Here is a 25,943-nt window from a genome sequence, read left to right as displayed (position 1 = left end):
GTGCAACCCTCCCCGCGCCTCGCGGGTCGTACTGGGCATCAGGGCTTCTCGGAGGGGGATCTGGGGGGATCGCGGGGGTTCTGATGTTGGAGGGGAAAGCCGAGGGGCCCGGTCGACGGACCGGGCCCCTCGAAGCATCCGGGAGACATCCGGGCAGGTACGGCACCCGGTCGCGTCGGTCAGAAGAACACCCCGCACCGCAGCAGCACGTTCGCGTACGGCCGCGCCTCCCCGGTCCGCACGACCAGCCGCGCGCCCGCCGACAGCTGCTTCAGCCGCTCGTGGGACACCAGCTCCAGCTCCGGGAACTCGCCCTTGAGCAGGGCGGCCGCCCCGGGGTTGGCCCCCTGGATCTCCTCCGCCGCCGTGGCGCCCTCCACGACCAGCTCGGCCAGCAGGCCGTCCAGCACCGTGGAGAAGGACGGCACACCGGCCCGGAAGGCGAGGTCCACCACCCGGGGACCGTCCGGTATCGGCATGCCCGCGTCGCACACCAGCACCCCGTCCCCGTGCCCCAACTCGGCCAGCGCCCCGGAGAGATGCCGGTTGAGGATGCCCGCCTTCTTCACCTGGACCCACCGCCCAGGCCCGTGCCGGACCCGCTGCCCGAGCCTCTGCCGGGGGTCCGGGGGGTGTCCCCCGGGCCGGCCTGGCACAGCGCCTCGACCTGCGCGGCCGTGGGGAAGGACTCCTGCGCCCCTCGCCTGGTCACCGCCGCCGCCCCGACCCGGGCCGCGTACGCCGCGGCCTCGGCCAGCGCCGCGCCCGTGCCCAGCCGGAACGCCAGCGCCGCCGTGAACGCGTCGCCCGCGCCCGTCGTGTCGACCGCCTCCACCGTCACCGACGGCACCCGGGCGACCCCCGCCGAGGAGGCCACCAGCGCCCCCTGGGCGCCCAGGGTGACCACGACCGACCGGGGGCCCTTGGCGAGCAGCAGCCGGGCCCAGTCCTCCGGGCGGTCGCTCACGCACGCCTCGCCCAGGATGACCTTCGCCTCGTGCTCGTTGACGATCAGCGGGTCGCACGCGGCGAGCACCTCGGTGGGCAGCGGCCGCGGCGGCGACGGGTTCAGCACGAAGCGGCTGTCCGGCGTCAGGCTGCGGACCACCTCCACGACCGTCTCCAACGGGATCTCCAGCTGCGTGGAGACCACCCGCGCGGCCTGGAAGAGGCTCGCGGCGGCCCGTACGTCCCCGGGCGCGAGCTTCCCGTTCGCGCCCGGCGAGACCACGATGCTGTTGTCCCCGGAGGGGTCCACGGTGATCAGCGCGACGCCGGTCGGCGCCCCGCCCACCAGCACGCCCACCGTGTCCACCCCGGCCGCCCGCTGCGAGTCGAGCAGCAGCCGGCCGTAGGCGTCGTCGCCGACCCGGGCGAGCAGGACCGTCCTGGCGCCCAGACGCGCGGCCGCGACCGCCTGGTTGGCTCCCTTGCCGCCCGGGTGGACGGCCAGGTCGGAGCCGAGCACGGTCTCGCCGGCGCCCGGTCTGCGCTCGACTCCGATCACCAGGTCGGCGTTGGCCGAGCCCACGACCAGAAGGTCGTAGTCGTACATGAAGTGACTCCCTGTCGGGTGAGTTGCACCGTCAGCCGCTGAAGCCTGCCACGTTCTGCCGGGTGACCACCTTCACCGGCACCTTCACCGTCTCCTGGACCTTCTTGCCCTGCAGGGCCCTGAGCGCGTTGTCCACGGCGATCCGGCCGAGCTGGGTCGGCTGCTGGGCCACGGACGCGTACAGAGTGCCCTGTTCGACGGCCTTGAGACCGTCGGGCGTGCCGTCGAACCCGACGACCTGCACGGACTTGCCGGCCTTGGAGCCCAGCGCCTTGACGGCACCGAGGGCCATCTCGTCGTTGGCGGCGATGACGCCCTGCACGTCGGGGTGGGCCTGGAGCAGGTTCGACATCACGTCGAGCCCCTTGGTGCGGTCGAAGTCGGCGGGCTGCTGGGCGACGACCTGGATGCCGGGGTAGGCCTTCAGACCGGCCGCGAAGCCGGCCGCGCGCTCCCGGGCCGCGGAGGTGCCCGCCTGGCCCTGGAGGATCACGATCTTCCCCTCGCCGCCGAGCTTCTCGGCGATGGTCCGCGCGGCCAGCTCGCCGCCCTTGACGTTGTCGGAGGCCACGAGGGCGTCCACGGTCGCCTTGTTGACGCCCCGGTCGACCGCGATCACCGGGATCTTCGCCCGGTCGGCGGCCTTGACGGAGTTGCTCGCCGCGTCCGAGTCCACCGGGTTGACAATGATCGCGCCGAGGCTGGAACTGGTGAAGTTCTGCAGCTGGTTGGCCTGCTGGGAGGCGTCGTTCTGGGCGTCCGTGACGGTCAGGTCCACGCCCAGCTTCTTCGCCTCGGCCTGGGCGCCCGCCCGGATCTGCACGAAGAAGGGGTTGTTGAGGGTGGACAGGGACAGGCCCATCTTCGGGGTGGCCGAGGACGAGGAGCCGTTGTGCAGGAAGGAGGTCGCGCCGACGACGGCCACCGTGACGACGGCCGCGAGGGCGTACGTGCCCGCCTGCCGGCCCCTGCCGCCCTGGGAGGCGCCGGTCACCGGCGTCGCCCCCGCCTTGCGCCGCAGCGTGTCCAGCAGCACCGCCAGCGCGATCACGACGCCGATGACGACCTGCTGCCAGAAGGCGGAGACGTTCAGCAGGTTGAGGCCGTTGCGCAGCACCGCCAGGATCAGCGCGCCGATCAGCGTGCCGGACGCCTTGCCGGTGCCGCCGGCGAGCGAGGCGCCGCCGATGACGACCGCGGCGATCGCGTCGAGTTCGTAGCCGTCGGCGGCCTGCGGCTGCGCGGACGACAGCCGGGCGGCGAGCACGATGCCGGCGACGGCGGCGAACAGGCCGGAGAAGGCGTAGATGGCGAGCTTCTGCCGCGGCACGCGCAGCCCGGACAGACGGGCCGCCTCCTCGTTGCCGCCGATCGCGTACATGGAGCGGCCGATGTACGTCCGTCCCAGCACGAAGGCCGCGACGAGCCCCATGACCACCATGACCAGCACCGGCACCGGCAGCCAGCCGCCCAGCGTGTCGCCGAGGTGGGAGACGGAGCCGGGGAAGGGGATCGGGGAGCCGTCGGAGACGACCAGCGCCAGACCGCGGGCCACCGAGAGCATGGCGAGCGTGGCGATGAACGGCGGCAGCTTGCCGTACGCGATCAGGAAGCCGTTGACCAGGCCGGCCGCTATGCCGGTGGCGACGGACAGCACGACCGCCAGGAACACCGGCACGCCGTGCGACGTGGCGCTCCAGGCGAGGACGGTGGCCGACAGGGCGGCCACCGAGCCGACCGAGAGGTCGATGCCGGCCGAGACGATGACGAAGGTGACGCCGAAGGCGAGGACGGCGGTCACGGCCGCCTGCACGCCGACGTTGAGGAGGTTGTCGGTGGTCAGGAAGTCCCCGGACAGCACCGACAGGGCGATGACGAGGACGATCAGCGCGGTGAGCGCGCCGTTGTCGAGGAGCAGGCGGCGCAGGCCGCCGGTGGCGCCACCGGCGCCCGTGCTGCTCTTGAGCGTGTCAGTGGCCACGGCTGGCCTCCGTTCCGGTCTTCTGGTTCGTGGGGTTGCTGACCGCGAGGGCCATCACGGCGTCCTGGGTGGCCTCGCCGGCCGCGAGTTCGCCCGCGATCCGGCCCTGGGCCATGACCAGCACCCGGTCGCTCATGCCGAGCACCTCGGGCAGATCGCTGGAGATCATCAGTACGGCGGCCCCGGCGGCCGTGAGTTCGTTGATCAGCTGGTAGATCTCGACCTTGGCGCCGACGTCGATGCCGCGCGTCGGCTCGTCGAGGATGAGCACCCTGGTGTCGGCGAGCAGCCACTTGCCGATGACGACCTTCTGCTGGTTGCCGCCGGACAACGTCCGCACCTGCTGGCCCAGGCCGGCCATCCGCACGCCGAGCTGCCCGGCGATCCGCTCGGCCGCCGCGTGCTGCCCCTTGAGGTCGACGAGCCCCGCGCGCGTGGCGGCCCGCATGGTCACCAGCCCCAGGTTCTCCGCCACGGACGCGTCCAGGACGAGCCCCTGGCCCTTGCGGTCCTCGGGCACGAGCCCGATCCCGGCCGCCAGGGCCGCGTTGACGTCGTGCGCCTTCAAGTCCGTCCCGGAGACCTTCACGGCCCCCTTGTCGTACGGGTCCGCCCCGAACACGGCCCGTACGACCTCCGTACGGCCGGCCCCGACCAGCCCCGCGATGCCGACGACCTCGCCGGCGTGCACCTCGAAGCTGACGTCGTGGAAGACGCCGTTGCGGGTCAGCCCCTCGACGGTGAGCAACGCGGCGCCCTTCTCGGGCACTTCACGCGGGTACTGCTGCTCGATGGAACGGCCCACCATGAGCCGTACCAGCTCGTCCTCGGGGGTGGTGGCGGGGACCTGCCCGACGGACTTCCCGTCGCGGATGACGGTCACCCGGTCGCCCAGGGCGGCGATCTCCTCCAGGTGGTGGGTGATGAAGACGATCCCGACGCCGTCCGCGCGCAGCGAGCGGACGATGGCGAAGAGCCTGTCGACCTCCTCCGAGGTGAGCACCGCGGTCGGCTCGTCCATGACGAGCACGCGCGCGTGGAGGCTGAGCGCCTTGGCGATCTCCACCATCTGCAGCCGCGCGATGCCGAGTTCACGCACCCGCGCGCCGGGCGGGACGTCGACCCCGACGCGCTGGAGCAGCTCCTCGGCGTCGGCCTCCATCCGCTTCCGGTCGATCATCCCGAACCGGCGCGGCTGCCGCCCCAGGAAGATGTTCTCGGCGACGGTGAGGTCGGGCACGAGGTTGAACTCCTGGTAGATGGTGGCGATGCCCAGCCGCTCGGCGTCCTGCGCCCCGCGGATGTGCACCTCCTCGCCGTCCACCAGGACGCGGCCCTCGTCGGGGTGGTAGGCGCCCGAGAGCATCTTGATCAGCGTGCTCTTGCCGGCGCCGTTCTCGCCGAGCAGCACGTGCACCTCGCCCCGGCGCAGGTCGAAGTCGACGCCGTCGAGCGCGACCACGCCGGGGAAGGTCTTCCGTATGCCCTCGATGCGCAGCAACTCGTCCTGGTTGCTCACGACGTGCTCCTTTGCACTGGGGTGGGGTGCTCGCCGCACGAGCGGCGTACGACGAGCCGGGCGGGGAGGGTGACGGACTGCGGGGGCCGTCCCTCGATGCGGTCCACGAGCGCGCGTACGGCGGCCCGGCCCAGCTCGCCCGTGGGCTGGGCGATCGCGGTGATCGGCGGATCGGTGTGGACGAACCACGGGATGTCGTCGAAGGCGGCGAGCGCGATGTCCTCGGGAACGCGCAGCCCGCGCGCGCGTACGGCGTCCAGCGCGCCGAGCGCCATCAGGTTGTCGGCGGCGAAGACGACCTCGGGCGGCTCCGGCAGGTCCAGGAACCCCTCGGTGACCCGCCGCCCGCTCTCGGCCTGGAAGTCGCCCTGCCCGGTGTAGGCGTCGGGCAGGTCCAGCCCGTAGGCGCCGAGTGCCTCCCGGAAGGCCTCGACGCGTTCCCGTCCGGTCGTGGTGGCGGCGGGGCCGGCGATGATGGCCAGCCGCCGGTGCCCCAGCCGGTGCAGATGCGCGACGAGGTCCCGTACCGCCGTCCGCCCGTCGGCCCGCACCACGGGCACGTCGACGCCCGGGATCCACCGGTCGACGAACACCATGGGCGTCCCGCTCCGGGCGGCGTCCAGCATGAGCGGCGAGCCGCCGTCGGTGGGGGAGACGAGCAGACCGTCGATCCGCCGGTCCAGCAGCGTGCGCACGTGGTGGTCCTGGAGCTCGGGCCGCTCGTCGGCGTTGCCGATGATGACGCTGTACCCGAGCGCGCGGGCCTCCTCCTCGACGGAGCGGGCCAGCTCGGTGAAGTAGGGGTTCATCACGTCGCTGATGACCAGCCCGAGGGTGCGGGTCTGGTCGGTGCGCAGGGAGCGGGCGACGGCGTTCGGGCGGTAGCCCAGGGCCTCCACGGCGGCCAGCACGCGCGCGCGTGCCTCGTCGCTGACCGACGGATGGTCGTTCAGCACCCGCGACACCGTGGCGACGGAGACCCCCGCCTCGGCGGCGACGTCCTTGATGCTCGCCATCGCCGCTCCACCTCCTCGTGGACAGCTCGCTCCGCGCGGCATCGCGTGGAATCGATTACATCGACGTGTAGAGAGGATTGGAATCGATTACACGGCCCGAGGCAATACCCCGAGACCGGATCGTGATGTCAGCGCTCGGAGGTAGCGTCGGATCATGTCCAATCAGGCGGTGCTCGAAGGGGTCCTGGAGCGGATCACGTATGCCAACGAGGAGAACGGCTACACGGTCGCCCGGGTGGACACCGGCCGCGGCGGCGGCGACCTGCTGACGGTGGTGGGCGCGCTGCTCGGCGCCCAGGTGGGGGAGTCCCTGCGCATGGAGGGCCGCTGGGGCTCCCATCCCCAGTACGGCAAGCAGTTCCTGGTGGAGAACTACACGACGGTCCTGCCGGCGACCGTCCAGGGCATCCGCCGCTACCTCGGCTCCGGCCTGGTCAAGGGCATCGGCCCGGTCTTCGCCGACCGCATCACCCGGCACTTCGGGCTGGACACCCTCCGGATCATCGAGGAGGAGCCGAAGCGGCTGATCGAGGTGCCCGGCCTCGGCCCCAAGCGCACCAAGAAGATCGCCGACGCCTGGGAGGAGCAGAAGGCGATCAAGGAGGTCATGCTCTTCCTCCAGACGGTGGAGGTGTCGACGTCCATCGCCGTGCGGATCTACAAGAAGTACGGCGACGCGTCGATCTCGGTGGTGAAGAACCAGCCCTACCGGCTCGCGGCCGACGTCTGGGGCATCGGCTTCCTCACCGCCGACAAGATCGCCCAGAGCGTCGGCATCCCGCACGACAGCCCGGAGCGCGTCAAGGCCGGCCTCCAGTACGCCCTTTCGCAGGCCACCGACCAGGGCAACTGCTTCCTTCCGGAGGAGCGGCTGATCGCCGACGCCGTGAAGCTGCTCCAGGTCGACACCGGCCTCGTCATCGAGTGCCTCGCCGAGCTGGCCCGGCCCCCGGAGGAGGGTGAGGACCCCGGTGTCGTACGGGAGAAGGTGCCCGGCGAACACGGCGAGGAGATCACCGCCGTCTACCTCGTCCCCTTCCACCGCGCCGAAGTCGCCCTCGCCTCCCAGCTGTTGCGCCTGCTGCGGACGGACGAGGACCGGATGCCCGGCTTCCGCGAGGTGGCCTGGGACAAGGCGCTCGGCTGGCTGAAGACCCGTACCGGCACCGACCTCGCCCCCGAGCAGGAGGCCGCCGTCAAGCTGGCGCTGACGAAGAAGGTCGCCGTGCTGACCGGCGGCCCGGGTTGCGGCAAGTCCTTCACGGTCCGCTCGATCGTGGAGCTGGCCCGGGCGAAGAAGGCGCGGGTCGTCCTCGCCGCCCCCACCGGCCGCGCCGCCAAGCGCCTGGCCGAGCTCACCGGGGCCGAGGCGTCCACCGTCCACCGGCTGCTGGAGCTCAAGCCCGGCGGCGACGCGGCGTACGACCGGGACCGGCCGCTGGAGGCCGACCTGGTGGTGGTCGACGAGGCGTCCATGCTGGACCTGCTGCTCGCCAACAAGCTGGTGAAGGCCGTACCGCCCGGCGCGCACCTGCTCTTCGTCGGGGACGTCGACCAGTTGCCCAGCGTCGGCGCCGGCGAGGTGCTGCGCGACCTGCTCGCCGACGGCAGTCCCATCCCCGCCGTCCGCCTCACGCGCGTCTTCCGGCAGGCCCAGCAGTCGGGCGTGGTGACCAACGCGCACCGGATCAACGCCGGGCAGCACCCGGTCACCGACGGCATGAAGGACTTCTTCCTCTTCGTCGAGGACGACACGGAGGAGGCCGGCCGGCTCACGGTGGACGTGGCGGCCCGTCGGATTCCGGCCAAGTTCGGGCTCGACCCGCGCCGGGACGTGCAGGTGCTCGCGCCCATGCACCGGGGGCCCGCGGGCGCGGGCACGCTCAACGGCCTGCTCCAGCAGGCCGTCACCCCGGGCCGGCCGGACCTGCCGGAGAAGCGGTTCGGCGGCCGGGTCTTCCGGGTCGGCGACAAGGTCACCCAGATTCGCAACAATTACGAGAAGGGCAAGAACGGTGTCTTCAACGGCACCGTGGGCGTTGTCACCTCGCTCGACCCGGTCGACCAGCGCCTGACGGTGCTGACGGATGAGGACGAGGAGGTGCCGTACGACTTCGACGAGCTGGACGAACTGGCGCACGCGTACGCGGTGACCATCCACCGCTCCCAGGGGAGCGAGTACCCGGCCGTGGTGATCCCGGTCACCACCGGCGCCTGGATGATGCTCCAGCGCAACCTGCTGTACACGGCGGTCACCCGGGCCAGGAAGCTGGTCGTCCTCGTCGGTTCGCGCAAGGCGATCGGCCAGGCGGTGCGCACGGTGTCGGCCGGACGGCGCTGTACGGCACTCGACCACAGACTCATCTCAAAAAATGATCGATCAAATGAGTCATGAAGGTCACACATCCCTTCCGGATGGGGAATCAAGGGGGCAGGATGAGCAAGTTGGCGGCACTCAGTGCCGTCAATAGGCCCGATGGTCGACCCCGAGTGCACTCTCCTGAGCCAATTGGGGGATGGTAGAGACAGTCAGGGCAACCTCGAAGATGAGGCACTACGTCGGTGAGGGAAGACGTGAGCGACAACTCTGTAGTACTGCGGTACGGCGACGGCGAGTACACCTACCCGGTGATCGACAGCACCGTCGGCGACAAGGGCTTCGACATCGGGAAGCTCCGCGCCCAGACCGGTCTGGTGACTCTGGACAGCGGTTACGGCAACACCGCCGCCTATAAATCCGCGATCACCTACCTCGACGGTGAGGCGGGCATCCTCCGGTACCGCGGCTACCCGATCGAGCAGCTGGCCGAGCGCTCCACCTTCCTGGAGGTGGCCTACCTGCTGATCAACGGCGAGCTGCCGACCGTCGACGAGCTCACCTCGTTCAAGAACGACATCACGCAGCACACCCTGCTGCACGAGGACGTCAAGAACTTCTACCGGGGCTTCCCGCGCGACGCCCACCCGATGGCCATGCTGTCCTCGGTGGTGTCCGCGCTGTCCACGTTCTACCAGGACAGCCACAACCCCTTCGACGAGAAGCAGCGCAACCTCTCGACGATCCGCCTGCTCGCCAAGCTGCCGACGATCGCCGCCTACGCGTACAAGAAGTCGATCGGCCACCCGTTCGTCTACCCGCGCAACGACCTCGGGTACGTCGAGAACTTCCTGCGCATGACCTTCTCGGTGCCGGCGCAGGAGTACGACCTCGACCCGATCGTGGTCTCGGCCCTGGACAAGCTGCTGATCCTGCACGCGGACCACGAGCAGAACTGCTCCACCTCCACGGTCCGCCTGGTCGGCTCCTCGCAGGCCAACATGTTCGCGTCGATCTCGGCCGGCATCAACGCGCTGTGGGGCCCGCTGCACGGCGGCGCCAACCAGTCCGTGCTGGAGATGCTGGAGGGCATCCGGGACTCCGGCGGTGACGTCGACTCCTTCATCCGCAAGGTGAAGAACAAGGAGGACGGCGTCCGGCTGATGGGCTTCGGCCACCGCGTCTACAAGAACTTCGACCCGCGCGCGAAGATCATCAAGGCGGCCGCGCACGACGTCCTGTCGGCGCTCGGCAAGTCCGACGAGCTGCTGGACATCGCGCTGAAGCTGGAGGAGCACGCGCTCTCCGACGACTACTTCGTCTCGCGCAGCCTCTACCCGAACGTCGACTTCTACACCGGCCTGATCTACCGCGCCATGGGCTTCCCGACCGAGATGTTCACGGTCCTGTTCGCCCTCGGCCGGCTGCCGGGCTGGATCGCCCAGTGGCACGAGATGATCAAGGAGCCGGGCTCCCGCATCGGCCGCCCGCGCCAGATCTACACGGGCGTCGTCGAGCGCGACTTCGTCCCCGTCGAGGCCCGCTGACCGGCACCGGCGAGCGCTGGGCCGCCTGACGCGGCCCGGCGCCCAACGCCGTGCAAGCCGAGGTACGAAAAGCGGAAGGCGCCCCGGCGCCGGTCCCCCCACGGGCCGACGTCCAGGGCGCCTTCCCATGTCCCGGTGCGGATTCCCCCCACGGGATCCGGCCGGGCGCTTGTGAGGACAGCGCCTGAATCGCTGTTGAGCACAACGAGCAGAACTCGTCGTACTCATGGGTGTGCATCTGCCGGGACAGCGCACGCTCGGGAGGGCCGCTCAAAGCTTCCCGAAGTACGTGCCCCGGCAACGCATCTCTGGAGAAGTCCCCCAAGACATCCCCAGATGCCAGTCCGCGCCCCCCAAGACGCTTCCTGACATCGCCAACTTAGACCTTCGAACCCCTTCGATGGTTACGTTCACATCACTGTGATCTGCGTCTCTTGCATGTGTCCCTTTGATGCGCAAGAGCCCCGATACCGCGATCGGGACCCCAGCGTAAGGATGATGCGCGAGCCTTGTGAAGAGCTTATGTGAGCCGGGCGCAGGACTCTAGAGGGACTTTTGACTCCGCTTCGGATAACCGCCGGTAACTTCCCCGGAGTTCAGCGGAATGTCCGCAACCGCAGACTGTTGGTCACCACGAAGACCGACGAGAAGGCCATCGCGGCCCCCGCGATCATCGGGTTCAGCAGCCCCGCCGCGGCCAGCGGCAGCGCGGCCACGTTGTATCCGAAGGCCCACACCAGGTTGCCCTTGATGGTCGCCAGCGTCCTGCGCGCCAGCCGGATCGCGTCCGCCGCCCCCCGCAGGTCCCCGCGCACCAGCGTCAGGTCGCCCGCCTCGATGGCCGCGTCGGTCCCGGTGCCCATCGCCAGCCCCAGATCGGCCGTGGCGAGCGCCGCCGCGTCGTTGACGCCGTCGCCCACCATGGCCACCACCCGGCCCTCGCCCCGCAGCCGCCGCACGGCGTCGACCTTGTCCTCGGGCAGCACCTCCGCGATCACCTGCTCGATGCCGACCTCGCGGGCCACCGCCTCGGCCACCGCCCGGTTGTCCCCGGTCAGCAGCACCGGCGTCAGCCCCAGCGCGCGCAGCTCGCGCACGGCCTCGGCGCTGGTGTCCTTCACGGCGTCCGCGACGGCCACGACACCCCGTGCCGCCCCGTCCCAGCCGACCACGACGGCCGTACGACCGCCCCGCTCGGCCTCGTCCCGGACCCGGGCCAGCTCGGCCGGCAGCTCCTCGAAGAGCCGCCCCACGGCCACCTCACGGCCCTCCACGCGCCCGCGCACGCCCCGCCCGGGCACGTTTTCGAAGTCCTCGACCGCCGGGAGCCGCCCGACGCGTTCCTCGGCGCCCGCGGCGACCGCCCGGGCCACCGGGTGCTCGGAGGCGTGCTCGACGGCGCCCGCGAGCCGCAGCAGCTCCTTCTCGTCGGTGCCGTCGGCGGCGTACACCTCCTGGAGGGTCATCCGGCCGGTGGTGACCGTGCCGGTCTTGTCCAGGACGACGGTGTCGACGCGGCGCGTGGACTCCAGCACCTCGGGGCCCTTGATGAGGATGCCGAGCTGCGCGCCGCGCCCCGTGCCGACCATCAGCGCGGTCGGCGTGGCCAGGCCCAGCGCGCACGGGCAGGCGATGATCAGCACCGCGACGGCCGCGGTGAACGCGGCGGCGGTGTCGCCGGTGACGCCGAGCCAGACGCCGAAGGTGCCGAGCGCGATGAGCATGACGGCGGGGACGAAGACCGCGGAGACGCGGTCGGCGAGGCGCTGCACCTCCGCCTTGCCGTTCTGCGCGTCCTCCACCAGCTTCGCCATGCGCGCGAGCTGGGTGTCGGCGCCGACCCGGGTGGCCTCGACGACCAGCCGCCCGCCGGCGTTCACCGTCGCGCCCGTGACGGAGGAGCCCACGCCCACGTCCACCGGCACCGACTCGCCGGTCAGCATGGACGCGTCGACCGCGGAGGCGCCCTCGACGACGGTGCCGTCGGTGGCGATCTTCTCCCCGGGTCGTACGACGAAACGGTCCCCCACGGCCAGCTGCGACACCGGGACCCGCACCTCGCGCCCGCCCCGCAGGACGGAGACGTCCCTGGCGCCGAGCTCCATCAGTGCCCTGAGCGCCGCTCCCGCGCGCCGCTTGGAGCGGGCCTCCAGATAGCGGCCGAGCAGGATCAGCGCGACGACGCCGGCGGCCACCTCCAGATAGATCGTGGAGGCGCCGTCCGCGCGCGAGACGGTGAACCGGAACTCGTCGTGCATCCCGGTCATGCCCGCGTCCCCGAAGAACAGCGCCCACAGCGACCAGCCGAACGCGGCCAGCGTGCCGACCGAGACCAGGGTGTCCATGGTCGCGGCGCCGTGCCGGGCGTTCGTCCAGGCGGCCCGGTGGAAGGGCAGGCCGCCCCAGACGACCACGGGGGCGGCGAGGGTGAGGGCCAGCCACTGCCAGTTGTCGAACTGCAGCGCCGGGATCATGGACAGCAGCACCACCGGCAGGGCGAGCAGCGCGGAGACGGTGAAGCGCTGCCGGTGGGAGGCGAGTTCGGGGTCCTCCTCGGCGGCGGGCGTCTCCTCGCGGACCGGCGGCGCGGGTTCCTCGGCCGTGTAGCCGGTCTTCACCACGGTGGCGATCAGGTCGGCGACCTGGATGCCCGCGGGGTAGGTGACCTTCGCCTTCTCCGTCGCGAAGTTCACCGTGGCCGTGACGCCGTCCATGCGGTTGAGCTTCTTCTCGACGCGGGCCGCGCAGGAGGCGCAGGTCATCCCGCCGATGAGTAGCTCGACCTCGGAGGTGTCGGCTATGCGTGTCTCGGTACTGGCGGTCATGGCCTGCCCTCCCGTGGCGGCGCTCAGGCCAGGCCGACGAGCTCGAAGCCCGCCTCGTCCACCGCGGCGCGCACCGCGGCCTCGTCGAGCGGGGCTTCGGAGACGACGGTGACCTCGCCGGTGGAGGCGACGGCCTTCACCGAGCTGACACCGGGGATCTCGGAGATCTCACCGGAGACGGAGCCCTCGCAGTGTCCGCAGCTCATCCCGCTCACCTTGTAGACGGCGGTGACGGAACCAGGGGTGCCGGTCTGGGCGCTCATGTCGTTCTCCTCGTCGAGGCGTGTGTGTCCTGCGTGACCCACGGTGGGGCCCGTACCACGTACCCTATACCCCTAGGGGGTATTTCTCCAAGAGACCTCCCCGGCAATCGGCGAGGGCGACTGTGCTGGGCCTCGGGCGTGCGTGGAGCGGCAGTGCGCGCATACCCCCCACCCGTACCTGTCTGCGCTCACGGGCCGGCCAGTGGCGCCAGGTAGCGCACCAGGACGTTCTTGATCTCCTGTACGTACGCCTCGCGTTCGGCGCCCTCGTGGGCGAGGACCAGCTCCAGTCCCGCCTTGTACAGGCCGAGGCAGACGTGCGCGGTGCGGCCGACCTCGGCCGGGGACAGGCCCGTCAGCCGCGCGGCCAGCAGTTCCTCCAGGCGGGAGATCAAGGTCGCGTGCAGGGCGTCGTGCTGCTCGGCCATCCGGCCGGGGGCGTCGGGGCCGTGCGTGAGCGCGAAGAACACGGGGTGGTCGCAGTTGAAGGCGATGAACCGGTCGACGGCGGCGCCGACGGCCTGCTCCAGCGGCGTGGCGGAGTCGATCGGCGCGAGCGCCTCCCCGAACGTCGCGCGCATCTCGTGGACGAGCCGGTCGCCCAGCTCGATCGCGATGGCCTCCTTGTTCGGGAAGAACTGGTAGAGCGTGCCCGGGGAGACGCCGGCCTCGCGGGCGATGGCGTTGGTGCTGGCGGCCGTGTAGCCGGTGGTGCAGAAGACGGTGGCGGCGGCTTCCAGCAACTGGGCGACCCGGCGCTCGCCGCGGGCCTGGCGGCGGCGCGGCTGCGGCTGCGGCTCGGTCTGCTCGGCCTGCTCCTTCTGTGCGTTGTCGGGCACGTGTGATCCCCAGCTCTCCGAACGTCATTGACAAACACGAGTGGTCGCTCGCATTCTGGATCCAGCGAAATGCGAGTGACCTCTCGTGTTTCCATTCTTCATGGTGCCACGATGAAGGGGACATCGCGCGATGACCGAAGTCAACTCGCCACCGCAGGCCGCCCGGCAGCCGGGAGGCTGGACGCGTTTCGTCGCCGCGCGCCCCGGACTGTCCCTCCTGCTCGCCCTGGTGGTCACCGCCCTGGCCGTGGTCGCCGGCAGCGGGGTCGCCGACCGGCTCGGCAGCGGCGGCTGGGAGGATCCGGCCGCCCAGTCGACGTACGCCACCAAGGCGCTGGAGCGGGAGTTCCCCGGCTCCCAGCCCAACCTGCTCCTGCTCGTCGACGCCGGCCGCTCCTCGGTCGACGCCCCCGCGGTCGCCGCCGAGGCGAACCGCCTCACCGCCCGCCTGTCCGCCGAGAAGGGCGTGACGGGCGTCGGCTCCTACTGGCAGACGAAGTCGCCCTCCTTGCGCGCCGAGGACGGCCACGAGGCGCTGATAGCGGCCCGCATCACGGGCGACGACAGCGCGATGGCCGACACCCTGGACCGCATCGCCCCGCACTACCGCGGCGCGCACGGCCCGGTGCGGGTGAAGGTCGGCGGCATCGTGGCCGTGCGGCACGAGATGCAGACGATCATCAAGGAGGACCTGACCCGCGCCGAGATGATCGCCCTGCCGATCACGCTCGTGCTGCTGGTGATGGTCTTCGGCAGCGCGATCGCCGCCCTGCTGCCGCTGGGCATCGGCATCGTCGCCATCCTCGGCACCAACGCGGTGCTGCGCGGCCTGACGGAGTTCACCGACGTCTCCGTCTTCGCGCTCAACCTCACCACCGCCCTGGGCCTCGGCCTCGCCATCGACTACGCCCTGTTCATCGTCCGCCGCTTCCGGGAGGAGCTCGCCACCGGAGCCGACCCCGTGACGGCCGTCGGCACCACCCTGCGCACGGCCGGCCGCACGGTCCTGTTCTCCGCCCTGACGGTCGCGGTCTCGCTGGCGGCGATGCTCGTCTTCCCGATGTACTTCCTGCGCTCCTTCGCCTACGCCGGCGTCGCGGTCGTCCTGCTGGCCGCGGCGGCCGCCCTGGTCCTGCTTCCGGCGGCCCTGGTCCTGCTCGGCCACCGCGTCAACGCCCTCGACCTGCGCCGACTCTTCCGCCGGGGCAGGGCGTCCGGGACCGCCGGTGAGGAGGGCACGGCCTGGGCGCGCGGGGCGACGCTCGTCATGCGCCGGGCCCCTTTCTTCGCCCTCGCCACGGCGGCCGTCCTGGTCCTGCTCGGACTGCCCTTCGCCGGGGTGAGGTTCGGCACCGCGGACGACCGCCAGCTGCCCGCCACCGCCGAGTCCCACGTCGTGCAGCAGCACATCCGCGACGGCTTCCCGGGCAGCCCCGGCGGCGGCCTGGAGGTGCTCGCCGAGGGCCGGGCGACCCGGGCGCAGTACGCCGCCTACAAGGACCGCGTCGCCGCCCTGCCCGAGGTCGCGCGGGTCGACGGACCGCTGGTCAAGGGCGACTCGGCGTACTTCACGGTCCTGCCCAAGGGGGAGGCCGTCGACGAGCCCGCCCAGCGCCTGGTCGGCGACCTGCGGGCCACGCCCGCCCCCTTCGACACCAAGGTGACCGGCACGGCGGCCGTCCTGGTCGACTCCAGGCACGCGATAGCCGAGCGCCTGCCCTGGGCGGCCGCCTTCATCGCGGTCGTCACCCTGCTGCTGGTGTTCCTGCTGACGGGCAGCGTCCTGATCCCCCTCCAGGCGGTGGTGCTCAACGCGCTCAGCCTGACGGCCATGTTCGGCGCGGTCGTCTGGGTCTTCCAGGACGGCCACCTCTCCGGCCTCCTGGGCTTCACCAGCACCGGCTCCATCGAGACCACCCTCCCCGTCCTGATGTTCTGCGTGGCCTTCGGCCTCTCCATGGACTACGGCGTCTTCCTCCTCTCCCGCATCAAGGAGGAGTACGACAGGACGGGCGACCACGACCGGGCGGTCCGCCACGGACTCCAGCGCACGGGCGGTCTGATCACGGCGGCGGCGGTGATCCTGGCGGTGGTGATGGTCGCCATCGGCACCTCCCGGGTGACGAACACCAAGATGCTGGGCCTGGGCATAGCGCTGGCGGTCCTGATGGACGCGATGATCGTCCGCAGCCTCCTGGTCCCGGCGGTGATGAGGCTGACGGGCAGGGCGACCTGGTGGGCCCCGGCCCCGCTGCGCAGGCTGCACCAGCGGTTCGGACTGAGCGAGGGCGACGGAGAGCGCCCCCACGAGGGCGCGGGCGGTGTCGGCATGCCGCTCCGCCACGCGGACGCGACCAGCGACGATGGACCCGCAGACGAAAGCGGCGATGGGAGCGCGCATGCGAGCGGTGATGTTCGAGCGGTTCGGTGAACCCGCCGGGGTTCGGGACGTACCCGACCCCACGCCCGCCGCGCACGGAGTGGTCGTCCGGGTGGAGGCCACCGGCCTCTGCCGCAGCGACTGGCACGGCTGGCAGGGCCACGACCCCGACATCACCCTGCCCCACGTCCCCGGTCACGAACTCGCCGGCGTGGTCCAGGCGGTCGGCCCCGACGTCACCCGCTGGGCACCCGGCGCCCGCGTCACCGTCCCCTTCGTCTGCGCCTGCGGGACCTGCGCCGCATGCGCGGCCGGTGACCAGCAGGTGTGCGAGCGCCAGACGCAGCCCGGCTTCACCCACTGGGGCTCCTTCGCCCAGTACGTGGCGCTGGACCACGCGGACGTCAACCTCGTCGCCGTGCCGGAGGAACTGTCCTGCGCCACGGCCGCCGCGCTGGGCTGCCGGTTCGCGACGGCGTTCCGGGCGGTGGTGCAGCAGGGCCGGGTGGCCGCGGGGGAGTGGGTCGCGGTGCACGGCTGCGGGGGAGTGGGCCTGTCCGCGGTGATGATCGCGGCGGCGTCGGGGGCCAGGGTCGTCGCCGTGGACGTCTCGCCGGGGGCGCTGGACCTGGCGCGGACGTTCGGCGCGGCCCGGTGCGTGGACGCCTCGCGCACGCCGGACACGGCCGCCGCGGTCCGCGAGCTGACGGGCGGGGGCGCCCACCTCTCCCTGGACGCCCTCGGCTCGCCGGTCACCTGTGCCGCCTCGGTCAACGGCCTGCGCCGCCGCGGCCGGCACGTGCAGGTGGGCCTGCTCCCGTCACCCGACGGCACCACCCCCGTCCCGATGGCCCGCGCGATCGCCCTGGAACTGGAACTCCTCGGCAGCCACGGCATGGCCGCCCACACCTACCCGGCGATGCTCGAACTGGTCCGCGCCGACGTCCTGCGCCCCGATCTGCTCGTCACCTCCACGATCACCCTGGCCGAGACCCCGGCCGCCCTCGCGGCCCTCGGCACCGCGCCCGGAGCCGGGGTCACGGTCATCGAGCCGTGGAGCTGACGGCGCCGGACCACTCCCGGTCCAGCAGCGCCATGAGCACCTCGTCCACCCACTCGCCGTCCCGCCACCGCGCCTCCCGGCGCACGCCCTCGACGACGAAGCCGACCTTCTCGTAGACGCGCCGGGCCCGGTGGTTGTGGCCGTAGACCTCCAACTCGATCCGGTGGACGCCGAGTTGCTCGAAGGCGTGGCCGACGATGAGCCGGGTGGCCTCCGTGCCGACGCCCCGGCCGCGGCCGCGGGGGCCGATGAGCGTGCGGAACGTGCAGCCGCGGGCCACCGGGTCCCAGTCGTACAGCACGACCTCGCCCAGCACCTCGCCGGTGGCCGGGTCGGTGACGGCGAGGTCGAGGCGGTCGGGGGCGGTGGCCCGGGAGCCGTACCAGGAACGCAGCCGTTCCCGGGTCAGCTCGGTGGACGGCTCGAAGGTGAAGCGGACGACCTCGGGGTCCCGGACGATCTCCCAGATCGCGTCCGCGTCGGCCGCGGTGAACGGCCGCAGCACGGTCTTCTCGCCGGTCAGGACGGGTTTGACGGAGAAGGACATGGCACGACTGTGCCCCACGGGCCGGGTGGGGCACAGCTCGATTTCCAGGGCGTCAGCTCTCTCTGCGGCCGCGGTTGCCGGGCCGGGAGGCCACCCAGGCGCGGACGGTGTCGGCGTACCAGAAGGGCTTGCCGCCCTCGACGTGGTCGGGCGGCGGCAGCAGCCCGTGTTTGCGGTACGAGCGCACGGTGTCCGGCTGCACTTTGATGTGCGCCGCGATCTCCTTGTACGACCAGAGCCTTCGGTCGGTCATGAGTTGCACCTCCCTGCGCGCACCGCGGCGGCGGCCGGGGACGGCCGTCGGGGGTACCGGGCGCTGCGCCGGCGACAAAGCCTGTGCCCCGTGAACGACGCGGAGTCGGGAGGGGGCAGGGCCTGTGCGCCGGGTGTGACGCAGGACCCGTGTACACGCGACATGTGTGACACGACGGGGGCGCTTGTGACAGAAGTGCCGCAAAGGCGTACGCGGGCTCACGGGCGTGGCGCGTTGACACCGGCGGCCGTGCCTACGCCCCGCACGACCTCAGGAACGCCCGTGTCCGCCGCGCGATGGGCAGCGGAGCGTCCGGTTCGCACGGGTACATGTCCTGCTCGACGATCGCGAACAGGTCCACGTCCAGCTTCTGCGCCGCCTCCAGGACGGGACCGAGCGCCGGCACCCCGCTCGGCGGCTCGCACATCACGCCCTGTGCGACGGCGGGCCCGAACGGCGTGCCCTTGGCCCGTACGTCCGCCAGGATCTCCGGGTCCACCTGCTTCAGGTGCAGATAGCCGATCCGCTCCCCGTACGTCTCGATCAGCTTGACGCTGTCCCCGCCGCAGTAGGCGTAGTGCCCGGTGTCCAGGCACAGCGACACCCGCGAGGAGTCCGTCCCGTCCAGGAAGCGGACGACGTTCTCCTCGCTGTCGATGTGGGTGTCCGCGTGCGGGTGGACGACGATCCGCAGCCCGTACTCCTCCCGCACCCGCTGCCCCAGCCGCTCGGTCAGCGAGGTCAGGTTCCGCCACTGCTCCGGCGTCAGCTCGGAGGGCTCCAGCACCTCGCCCGTCTTGTCGTCCCGCCAGAAGGACGGGATGACCACCAGGTGGGACGCCCCCATCGCCTGGGCGAGCACGGCGTTGTCCGCGACATGCGCCCACGTCTTCTCCCATACGGCCTCACCGTGGTGCAGCCCCGTGAACACCGTGCCCGCCGACACCTTCAGGCCACGTCGCGAGGTCTCCTCGGTGAGCACGGCGGGGTCGGTCGGCAGATAGCCGTACGGACCGAGTTCGATCCACTCGTAGCCGGACGCGGCGACCTCGTCGAGGAAGCGCTGCCAGGGCACCTGCCGCGGGTCGTCGGGAAACCAGACGCCCCAGGAGTCGGGCGCCGAACCGATCCGGATGCGGGACAGTGAGGACGGGGGTGACAAGGAGGTCATGCCGGTCAGCCTCCGGTCAGGGGGAAAGCGCTGTCAAGGTCTCGTCCGTATGTCTGGACAAAACATTGACAGGGCTGCGTCCGCGGGGCTACAAACGCGGGAGAGCCGTGACGAAGGGAAGCCGATGGCGTACGACCTGATCACCATGGGGCGGATCGGCGTGGACCTGTATCCACTGCAGACCGGTGTGCCGCTGCCGCAGGTGACGAGCTTCGGCAAGTTCCTCGGCGGGTCGGCGACCAACGTCGCGGTGGCCGCGGCCCGCCTCGGCCGGTCCACCGCGGTGATCACCCGCACCGGCGACGACCCCTTCGGCACCTATCTGCACGAGGCCCTCAAGGGCTTCGGCGTCGACGACCGCTGGGTCACCCCGGTCGCGGGCCTGCCCACCCCGGTCACCTTCTGTGAGGTCTTCCCGCCGGACGACTTCCCGCTCTACTTCTACCGGCAGCCCAAGGCCCCGGACCTGGAGATCGACGCCCACGAACTCGACCTCGACGCCGTCCGCGACGCCCGCGTCTTCTGGATCACCGGCACCGGCCTGAGCGAGGAGCCCAGCCGCACGGCGACCCTCGCCGCCCTCGCCCACCGCGCCAGGGCCGGCATCACCGTCTTCGACCTCGACTGGCGCCCCATGTTCTGGCGCGACCCCGACTCCGCCCGCCCCTTCTACGCCGAGGCCCTGCGCCACACCACCGTCGCCGTCGGCAACCTCGACGAGGTGGAGGTCGCCACCGGCGTGCGCGAACCGCGGGCCGCCGCCGAGGCGCTGCTGGACGCCGGTGTCGAGCTCGCGGTCGTCAAGCAGGGCCCCAAGGGCGTCCTCGCCGTCAACGGCAAGGGCGAGTCGGCCGAGGTGCCACCCCTTCCGGTGAACGTCCTCAACGGGCTCGGCGCCGGCGACGCCTTCGGCGGCTCCCTCTGCCACGGCCTGCTGGAGGGCTGGGACCTGGAGACGGTCATGCGGCACGCCAACGCGGCCGGTGCCATCGTCGCCTCCCGTCTGGAGTGCTCCTCCGCCATGCCGACCCTCGACGAGATCGAGGCCGCGCTCCAGGCCGGAGCGGTGCTGTGAGGGCCGGCCGGGTCGCGGGCGCCCACCACGGCGGCGGTGACGGGCCCGGGCCGACGCGCGTGGACGTCGCCGAACTCGTCCGTCTGCGCGCCCACCACCCCGAGGCCGTCGCCGAGGCCGCCGCCCGCCGCACCCGGCGTCCGCTGCTCGGCGGGTCGGGCCGGCTGATGATCGTCGCCGCCGACCACCCCGCCCGCGGCGCCCTCGGCGTCGGCGACCGCAGGTTCGCCATGGCCAACCGCGCCGACCTGCTCGAACGCCTCTGCCTGGCGCTCTCCCGGCCCGGCGTGGACGGCGTGCTCGCCACCGCCGACATCCTCGACGACCTGCTGCTGCTCGGCGCCCTGGAGGGCAAGGTCGTGATGGGCTCCATGAACCGCGGCGGCCTGCAGGGCGCCCGCTTCGAGCTCGACGACCGCTTCACCGGCCACCGCCCCGAGGACATCGAACGCCTCGGGTTCGACGCCGGAAAGCTGCTGCTGCGCATCGACTACGACGACCCGGGCTCGCTGACCACCCTGGAGTCCACCGCGCGCGCCATCGACGCCATGGCGGCCCGCCGGCTGCCGGTGTTCGTCGAACCGTTCCTCAGCCGCCGCACCGAGGACGGCCGGCTGCGCAACGACCTGTCCGCCGAGGCCGTCACCAAGTCCATCGCCATCGCCTCCGGCCTGGGCGGCACCTCGGCCTACACCTGGCTGAAGCTGCCGGTCACCGAGAACCCCGACGACATGGCCGAGGTCATGGAGACCTCCACACTCCCGGCCGTGCTGCTCGGCGGCGAAGTGGGGGATGACCAGGACGGAGCGTACGAGAAGTGGCGCGGCGCCCTGCAACTCCCCACCGTGCGCGGGCTGGTGGTGGGCCGTTCGCTGCTGTACCCGGCGGACGGGGACGTGGCCGGCGCGGTCGACACCGCCGTGGGACTGCTGTGAGGCCCCGATGAGCGGACAGACGGGTACCGGCCGGCGGTCCGTGCTTGCCCCGCAAGCCGGATGTACCGTGCAAAGAGCGGATGAACAGTTCCAACTCCTGGGCACGAGCGGCGTTTTCGCGTCGGTCACCGAGTGCGCGTATGGTCCGCGCCACGCCCAGGCCCCGATCGCCTCCGGCGCGGGAGCCCTCTTCGCCCTGGCAGGAGCGAAGTGCGAGCGACGACTCCCCGCCCGCTACGGCCCCGCGCCGGAGGTCCCCGCCGTGTGAACACCGGTGGCGGCGGTTGCGTACCCGTGACCGTCCATAAGGAGGGATGTCGATGACCTCGACGACGAGGCTCACGGTCGCGCAGGCGCTCGTTCGCTTTCTGTCCGCCCAGTACACGGAGCGGGACGGCGTACGGCGTCGGCTCATCGGCGCGACCTGGGGCATCTTCGGCCACGGCAACGTGGCCGGGATCGGCCAGGCGCTCATCGAGTACGGCGATGTCATGCCGTACCACCAGGGACGCAACGAACAGGCCATGGTGCACGCGGCCGTCGGCTACGCCCGGCAGTCCAACCGGCTGGCCACGCACGCCGTGACGACCTCGATCGGGCCCGGCGCGACCAACCTCGTCACCGGCGCCGCCCTCGCCACCGTCAACCACCTCCCGGTCCTCCTCCTGCCGGGCGACGTCTTCGCCGCCCGCCCCGCCGACCCGGTCCTGCAGCAGCTCGAAGTGCCGTACGCCGGCGACGTGTCGGTCAACGACTGCCTGCGCCCGGTGTCGCGGTACTTCGACCGGATCACCCGCCCCGAGGCCCTCGTCCCCTCGGCCCTGGCGGCCATGCGCGTGCTGACGGACCCGGTGGAGACGGGCGCGGTGACCCTCGCCCTGCCGCAGGACGTCCAGGCGGAGGCGTACGACTGGCCGGAGGAGTTCTTTGCCGAACGCACCTGGGTGGTACGGCGTCCGGGCGCCGACCCGACCGAACTCGCCGAAGCGGTACGGGCGATCAGGACCGCGCGCCGGCCGCTGGTGATCGCCGGCGGCGGCGTCCACCACAGCCGCGCCGAGGAGGCCCTCGCCGAGTTCGCCTCGGTCACCCGCATCCCGGTCGCCTCCACCCAGGCCGGCAAGGGCTCCCTGCGCTTCGACCATCCCCAGGACGTCGGCGGCATCGGCCACACCGGCACGGCCACCGCGGACGAACTCGCCCGCACCGCCGACCTGGTGATCGGCGTCGGCACCCGCTACACCGACTTCACCACCGCCTCCGGCACCCTCTTCACCGGCGAGGGCGTCCGCTTCCTCAACCTCAACATCGCGCCCTTCGACGGCCACAAGATGGCCGGTCTGCCGCTGATCGCGGACGCCCGCTCCGGCCTGGAGGAACTCACCGAGGCCCTGGAGGTCCACGACCACCGGGTCGCCGCCTCCTACGTCACCGAGTACACCGAGGACAAGGAGCGCTGGGAGCAGCGCGTCGACGCCTGCTACGAGGCCGACGAGCCGGACGTACGGCCGACCCAGCCGCAGGTGCTGGGCGCGCTGGACGCCCTCGTCGACGAGTCGGACATCGTGATCAACGCGGCCGGCTCCCTCCCCGGCGACCTGCACAAGCTGTGGCGGGCGCGCTCCCGGGACCAGTACCACCTGGAGTACGGCTACTCCTGCATGGGCTACGAGATCCCGGCCGCGATCGGCGTGAAGCTGGCCGCCCCCGACCGGCCGGTGTGGGCGCTGGTCGGCGACGGCACCTACCTGATGATGCCGACGGAGATCGTGACCGCGGTGCAGGAGGGCGTCGCGATCAAGGTCGTGCTGGTGCAGAACCACGGGTACGCGTCCATCGGCGGTCTGTCGGAGTCGGTGGGCGGCGAGCGGTTCGGCACGGCGTACCGGTTCCCGTCGGACGACGGCACGTTCACGGGGGCGCCGCTGCCCGTGGACCTCGCCGCCAACGCGGCCAGCCTGGGCATGCGGGTGCTGCGCGCCAAGACGGTACGGGACCTGCGCGCGGCGCTCGCCGAGGCGCGGGCCGCCGACACTCCCACATGTGTCTACGTGGAGACCGAAACGGCAGACACAGTGTCGGGCGCGCCTCCGGCGCAGGCCTGGTGGGATGTTCCTGTGGCCGAGACCGCGACCCGAGCGTCCGCGGTCAAGGCACGTGAGCTGTACGAACGGCACGTCTCGACCCGACGCCGCCATCTGTGAAGGAGTAACCGGTCATGACGAAGATCGTCAACCACTGGATCGGCGGCAAGACCGCCGAGGGCGCCTCGGGCACGTACGGACCGGTCACGGATCCGGCGACCGGCGAGGTCACCACGAAGGTCGCGTTCGCCACGGTCGACGAGGTGGACGCGGCGGTCGCCGCCGCCAAGGAGGCGTACCTGAGCTGGGGCCAGTCCTCGCTGGCCAAGCGCACGGAGATCCTCTTCCGCTTCCGCGCGCTGCTGGACGCCAACCGGGACGCGATCGCCGAGCTGATCACCGCCGAGCACGGCAAGGTGCACTCCGACGCCCTCGGCGAGGTGGCCCGCGGCCTGGAGATCGTCGACCTCGCGTGCGGCATCAACGTGCAGCTCAAGGGCGAGCTGTCCACGCAGGTCGCGAGCCGTGTGGACGTCTCCTCCATCCGCCAGCCGCTCGGTGTGGTCGCCGGCATCACGCCGTTCAACTTCCCGGCGATGGTCCCGATGTGGATGTTCCCGATCGCCATCGCCTGCGGCAACACCTTCGTGCTCAAGCCGAGCGAGAAGGACCCGTCCGCCTCGGTCAAGCTGGCCGAGCTGCTGGCCGAGGCCGGTCTGCCGGACGGCGTCTTCAACGTCGTGCACGGCGACAAGGTGGCCGTCGACCGCCTGCTGGAGCACCCGGACGTCAAGGCGGTCTCCTTCGTCGGCTCCACCCCCATCGCCCGCTACATCCACACCACCGCCTCCGCCCACGGCAAGCGCGTGCAGGCCCTGGGCGGCGCCAAGAACCACATGCTGGTGCTGCCGGACGCCGACCTGGACGCGGCGGCCGACGCCGCCGTCTCCGCCGCCTACGGCTCGGCCGGCGAGCGCTGCATGGCGATCTCCGCGGTCGTCGCGGTCGGCTCGGTCGGCGACACGCTGGTGGAGAAGATCCGCGAGCGCGCCGAGAAGATCAAGATCGGTCCGGGCAACGACCCGGCCAGCGAGATGGGCCCGCTGATCACCGCCGCCCACCGCGACAAGGTGGCCTCCTACGTCGCCGGCGCCGCCGCCGAGGGCGCCGAGGTCGTGCTCGACGGCACCGGCTACACGGTCGACGGCTACGAGAACGGCCACTGGATCGGCATCTCGCTGCTCGACAAGGTGCCGACCAGCGCCAAGGCGTACCGGGACGAGATCTTCGGCCCCGTCCTGTGCGTGCTGCGCGCCGAGACGTACGAGGAGGGCGTCGCGCTCATCAACGCCTCGCCCTTCGGCAACGGCACCGCGATCTTCACCCGGGACGGCGGCGCCGCCCGCCGCTTCCAGCTGGAGATCGAGGCCGGGATGGTCGGCGTCAACGTGCCGATCCCGGTCCCCGTCGGCTACCACAGCTTCGGCGGCTGGAAGGACTCGCTCTTCGGCGACCACCACATCTACGGCAACGACGGCACGCACTTCTACACCCGCGGCAAGGTCGTCACCACCCGCTGGCCGGACCCGTCCGAGGCCCCGGCGGGCGTCGACCTGGGCTTCCCGCGCAACCACTGACGCGCCCGGGCCGGTGCCCCGCAGCCGCGACCGCGGAGGCGGGGCACCGCCGTGTCCGTGCGGAGTCAGCCCTGCTGCTCGCGGGACTGCCTGATCTCCTCGGTGAGGTCGGCGGTCTGGCCGGCGGGCGGGGCCGTGACGGTGGCCGTCTGGCCGAACTTCTCGAAGTCCATGGTCACGGTCACCGTGCCGAGCTGCTCCTTCAGGCGGACCGGCAGGTTGCCGGGACCGACCCAGATGTCCATGGTCATCGAGTCGGCACCGCCGGTGACCGAGTTCATGACGCTGTCCTGGCCGGTGTAGGCGTCCTTGAACCTGCCCATGTGCGCCTTGTCGAGGACGGCCCGGTAGTGGGTGGTGCTCTTGCCGTCGACGGTCTCCTTGCCGAGGTCGTCGACGTCGTTCGCGTACTTCAGCGCCTTCATGGAGTCCGCCGGGTTGCCCCCGCCGCTGGTGCCGCTGAACGCCTGCGCGCCCTTGTCGCCGAAGATCGCGGAGGCGTCGATCCGCATCCACTCCTTGCCCTTGAGCGGGCCGGATGCCTGGGGGTCGACGTCGTAGTAGTAGGCGCCGTCCACGAACAGCACCCGGGTCGTCGGGGAGGCGTGCAGTTGCTGCATCTGCGCGGCCTTGGTGTCCATGTCGACGTCGAAGGCCAGTCCGTGGCCCCAGGAGTAGGTGCCGTTCATGGCGATCGGCGTGCCCGTGCCCATGTCGGTGTTCATCCTGACCTCGGCCGAACCGACCTGCTCGGTCCGGTCGGTCGCCTTCGCCAGCGCCGCCATGATCCGGTCGGCGTTGTCCACGGCCTTGGCGGCCGTCTTCGCGCCGTCCGCGCCGCACGCGGAGGCCGTCATCATCGCCGCCGTCGTCAGCCCCACCCAGGCAGCGGTGTACCTCAGCTTCATGTGTCCCCACCCATAGCTGTGATGCTGT

The 25,943-nt window shown here is 71.7% G+C and carries 20 protein-coding genes and 1 pseudogene; 9 read left to right on the top strand and 12 right to left on the bottom strand.

Annotated features, from left to right (window positions below):
• Positions 1–179: 179 nt before the first annotated feature.
• The 5 genes from rbsD to ACYF6T_RS16955 are packed head-to-tail and all read right to left on the bottom strand — an operon-like array spanning position 180 to position 6,071.
• Positions 180–569, bottom strand: coding sequence for a D-ribose pyranase (rbsD, locus tag ACYF6T_RS16975; RefSeq protein WP_461697253.1), 390 nt, complete (start codon positions 567–569; stop codon positions 180–182).
• The gene (locus tag ACYF6T_RS16970; protein ID WP_461697251.1) at positions 566–1,555 is read right to left on the bottom strand and encodes a ribokinase; all 990 of its coding nucleotides are present in this window, start codon (positions 1,553–1,555) and stop codon (positions 566–568) included. Before ACYF6T_RS16970 ends, rbsD begins: the two co-directional genes overlap by 4 nt.
• A 31-nt stretch (positions 1,556–1,586) precedes the next feature.
• Positions 1,587–3,536 (bottom strand): ABC transporter permease/substrate-binding protein, encoded by a 1,950-nt coding sequence (locus tag ACYF6T_RS16965; RefSeq protein ID WP_461697249.1) that lies wholly within the window; start codon positions 3,534–3,536, stop codon positions 1,587–1,589.
• Positions 3,526–5,055 (bottom strand): sugar ABC transporter ATP-binding protein, encoded by a 1,530-nt coding sequence (locus tag ACYF6T_RS16960; RefSeq protein WP_461697247.1) that lies wholly within the window; start codon positions 5,053–5,055, stop codon positions 3,526–3,528. Before ACYF6T_RS16960 ends, ACYF6T_RS16965 begins: the two co-directional genes overlap by 11 nt.
• Positions 5,052–6,071, bottom strand: a complete 1,020-nt coding sequence (locus ACYF6T_RS16955; protein ID WP_461697245.1) for a LacI family DNA-binding transcriptional regulator — start codon at positions 6,069–6,071, stop codon at positions 5,052–5,054. Before ACYF6T_RS16955 ends, ACYF6T_RS16960 begins: the two co-directional genes overlap by 4 nt.
• 154 nt (positions 6,072–6,225) lie before the next feature.
• On the opposite strand from ACYF6T_RS16955, the gene recD2 reads away from it, so the two are divergent.
• Complete coding sequence (gene recD2, locus ACYF6T_RS16950; RefSeq protein WP_461697244.1) at positions 6,226–8,466, top strand: SF1B family DNA helicase RecD2; 2,241 nt, start codon at positions 6,226–6,228, stop codon at positions 8,464–8,466.
• Between the two features lie 179 nt (positions 8,467–8,645).
• The gene (locus ACYF6T_RS16945; RefSeq protein WP_461697242.1) at positions 8,646–9,935 is read left to right on the top strand and encodes a citrate synthase; all 1,290 of its coding nucleotides are present in this window, start codon (positions 8,646–8,648) and stop codon (positions 9,933–9,935) included.
• Positions 9,936–10,531: 596 nt separating this feature from the next.
• Here the strand turns inward: ACYF6T_RS16945 and ACYF6T_RS16940 are convergent.
• From ACYF6T_RS16940 to ACYF6T_RS16930, 3 genes are all read right to left on the bottom strand, one after another.
• Positions 10,532–12,760: a heavy metal translocating P-type ATPase gene (locus ACYF6T_RS16940; protein ID WP_461697240.1), complete on the bottom strand. Its 2,229-nt coding sequence runs from the start codon at positions 12,758–12,760 to the stop codon at positions 10,532–10,534.
• A 23-nt stretch (positions 12,761–12,783) separates the two neighbouring features.
• Positions 12,784–13,023 carry a heavy-metal-associated domain-containing protein gene (locus ACYF6T_RS16935; RefSeq protein WP_461697239.1) on the bottom strand — a complete coding sequence of 80 codons (240 nt, stop codon included), beginning with the start codon at positions 13,021–13,023 and terminating at the stop codon, positions 12,784–12,786.
• 188 nt (positions 13,024–13,211) lie between these two features.
• Complete coding sequence (locus tag ACYF6T_RS16930) at positions 13,212–13,862, bottom strand: TetR/AcrR family transcriptional regulator (RefSeq protein WP_461697238.1); 651 nt, start codon at positions 13,860–13,862, stop codon at positions 13,212–13,214.
• 130 nt (positions 13,863–13,992) lie between these two features.
• On the opposite strand from ACYF6T_RS16930, the gene ACYF6T_RS16925 reads away from it, so the two are divergent.
• Positions 13,993–16,293, top strand: a complete 2,301-nt coding sequence (locus ACYF6T_RS16925) for an MMPL family transporter (RefSeq protein ID WP_461697237.1) — start codon at positions 13,993–13,995, stop codon at positions 16,291–16,293.
• Complete coding sequence (locus tag ACYF6T_RS16920; protein WP_461697235.1) at positions 16,262–17,305, top strand: zinc-dependent alcohol dehydrogenase family protein; 1,044 nt, start codon at positions 16,262–16,264, stop codon at positions 17,303–17,305. Before ACYF6T_RS16925 ends, ACYF6T_RS16920 begins: the two co-directional genes overlap by 32 nt.
• Here the strand turns inward: ACYF6T_RS16920 and ACYF6T_RS16915 are convergent.
• From ACYF6T_RS16915 to ACYF6T_RS16905, 3 genes are all read right to left on the bottom strand, one after another.
• Positions 17,286–17,852, bottom strand: coding sequence for a GNAT family N-acetyltransferase (locus tag ACYF6T_RS16915; RefSeq protein ID WP_461697233.1), 567 nt, complete (start codon positions 17,850–17,852; stop codon positions 17,286–17,288). The genes ACYF6T_RS16920 and ACYF6T_RS16915 overlap by 20 nt on opposite strands.
• Positions 17,853–17,904: 52 nt before the next feature.
• Positions 17,905–18,105 (bottom strand): helix-turn-helix transcriptional regulator, encoded by a 201-nt coding sequence (locus tag ACYF6T_RS16910; RefSeq protein WP_461697231.1) that lies wholly within the window; start codon positions 18,103–18,105, stop codon positions 17,905–17,907.
• A 253-nt stretch (positions 18,106–18,358) separates the two neighbouring features.
• A complete protein-coding gene (locus ACYF6T_RS16905) occupies positions 18,359–19,276 on the bottom strand; it encodes a sugar phosphate isomerase/epimerase family protein (protein WP_461697229.1) in 918 nt (305 codons plus the stop codon).
• Between the two features lie 124 nt (positions 19,277–19,400).
• On the opposite strand from ACYF6T_RS16905, the gene iolC reads away from it, so the two are divergent.
• The 5 genes and pseudogenes from iolC (at position 19,401) to mmsA (ending at position 25,007) form a co-directional block, all read left to right on the top strand.
• Entirely contained in the window at positions 19,401–20,351 is a 951-nt protein-coding gene (iolC, locus tag ACYF6T_RS16900; RefSeq protein WP_461697227.1) for a 5-dehydro-2-deoxygluconokinase, read from the top strand.
• Between the two features lie 59 nt (positions 20,352–20,410).
• Positions 20,411–21,286, top strand: coding sequence for a Cgl0159 family (beta/alpha)8-fold protein (locus tag ACYF6T_RS16895; protein ID WP_461697435.1), 876 nt, complete (start codon positions 20,411–20,413; stop codon positions 21,284–21,286).
• Between the two features lie 49 nt (positions 21,287–21,335).
• A pseudogene (locus tag ACYF6T_RS16890) lies at positions 21,336–21,545 on the top strand (5-deoxy-glucuronate isomerase); the annotation flags it as partial.
• Between the two features lie 61 nt (positions 21,546–21,606).
• Entirely contained in the window at positions 21,607–23,490 is a 1,884-nt protein-coding gene (gene iolD, locus ACYF6T_RS16885) for a 3D-(3,5/4)-trihydroxycyclohexane-1,2-dione acylhydrolase (decyclizing) (RefSeq protein ID WP_461697226.1), read from the top strand.
• 14 nt (positions 23,491–23,504) lie between these two features.
• A complete protein-coding gene (mmsA, locus tag ACYF6T_RS16880; RefSeq protein WP_461697224.1) occupies positions 23,505–25,007 on the top strand; it encodes a CoA-acylating methylmalonate-semialdehyde dehydrogenase in 1,503 nt (500 codons plus the stop codon).
• Between the two features lie 65 nt (positions 25,008–25,072).
• On the opposite strand, the gene ACYF6T_RS16875 is transcribed toward mmsA, so the two are convergent.
• Entirely contained in the window at positions 25,073–25,915 is an 843-nt protein-coding gene (locus ACYF6T_RS16875) for a hypothetical protein (protein ID WP_461697222.1), read from the bottom strand.
• Positions 25,916–25,943 lie beyond the last annotated feature (28 nt).

The sequence above is a fragment of the Streptomyces sp. 7R007 genome, from assembly GCF_054850255.1.
The sequence above is the reverse complement of the archived record's forward strand: the minus strand, read 5'-3'. Positions and strand labels throughout refer to the sequence as shown.

Bases quoted from the DNA above. Each gene is read 5' to 3' on its own strand.
- ACYF6T_RS16910 (WP_461697231.1), bottom strand. From the start codon at position 18,105: ATGACCGACCGAAGGCTCTGGTCGTACAAGGAGATCGCGGCGCACATC.
- ACYF6T_RS16925 (WP_461697237.1), top strand. From the start codon at position 13,993: ATGACCGAAGTCAACTCGCCACCGCAGGCCGCCCGGCAGCCGGGAGGC.
- ACYF6T_RS16905 (WP_461697229.1), bottom strand. From the start codon at position 19,276: ATGACCTCCTTGTCACCCCCGTCCTCACTGTCCCGCATCCGGATCGGT.
- ACYF6T_RS16955 (WP_461697245.1), bottom strand. From the start codon at position 6,071: ATGGCGAGCATCAAGGACGTCGCCGCCGAGGCGGGGGTCTCCGTCGCC.
- recD2 (WP_461697244.1), top strand. From the start codon at position 6,226: ATGTCCAATCAGGCGGTGCTCGAAGGGGTCCTGGAGCGGATCACGTAT.
- ACYF6T_RS16875 (WP_461697222.1), bottom strand. From the start codon at position 25,915: ATGAAGCTGAGGTACACCGCTGCCTGGGTGGGGCTGACGACGGCGGCG.
- ACYF6T_RS16920 (WP_461697235.1), top strand. From the start codon at position 16,262: ATGCGAGCGGTGATGTTCGAGCGGTTCGGTGAACCCGCCGGGGTTCGG.
- ACYF6T_RS16970 (WP_461697251.1), bottom strand. From the start codon at position 1,555: ATGTACGACTACGACCTTCTGGTCGTGGGCTCGGCCAACGCCGACCTG.
- iolD (WP_461697226.1), top strand. From the start codon at position 21,607: ATGACCTCGACGACGAGGCTCACGGTCGCGCAGGCGCTCGTTCGCTTT.
- ACYF6T_RS16935 (WP_461697239.1), bottom strand. From the start codon at position 13,023: ATGAGCGCCCAGACCGGCACCCCTGGTTCCGTCACCGCCGTCTACAAG.
- ACYF6T_RS16915 (WP_461697233.1), bottom strand. From the start codon at position 17,852: ATGTCCTTCTCCGTCAAACCCGTCCTGACCGGCGAGAAGACCGTGCTG.
- ACYF6T_RS16940 (WP_461697240.1), bottom strand. From the start codon at position 12,760: ATGACCGCCAGTACCGAGACACGCATAGCCGACACCTCCGAGGTCGAG.
- mmsA (WP_461697224.1), top strand. From the start codon at position 23,505: ATGACGAAGATCGTCAACCACTGGATCGGCGGCAAGACCGCCGAGGGC.
- iolC (WP_461697227.1), top strand. From the start codon at position 19,401: ATGGCGTACGACCTGATCACCATGGGGCGGATCGGCGTGGACCTGTAT.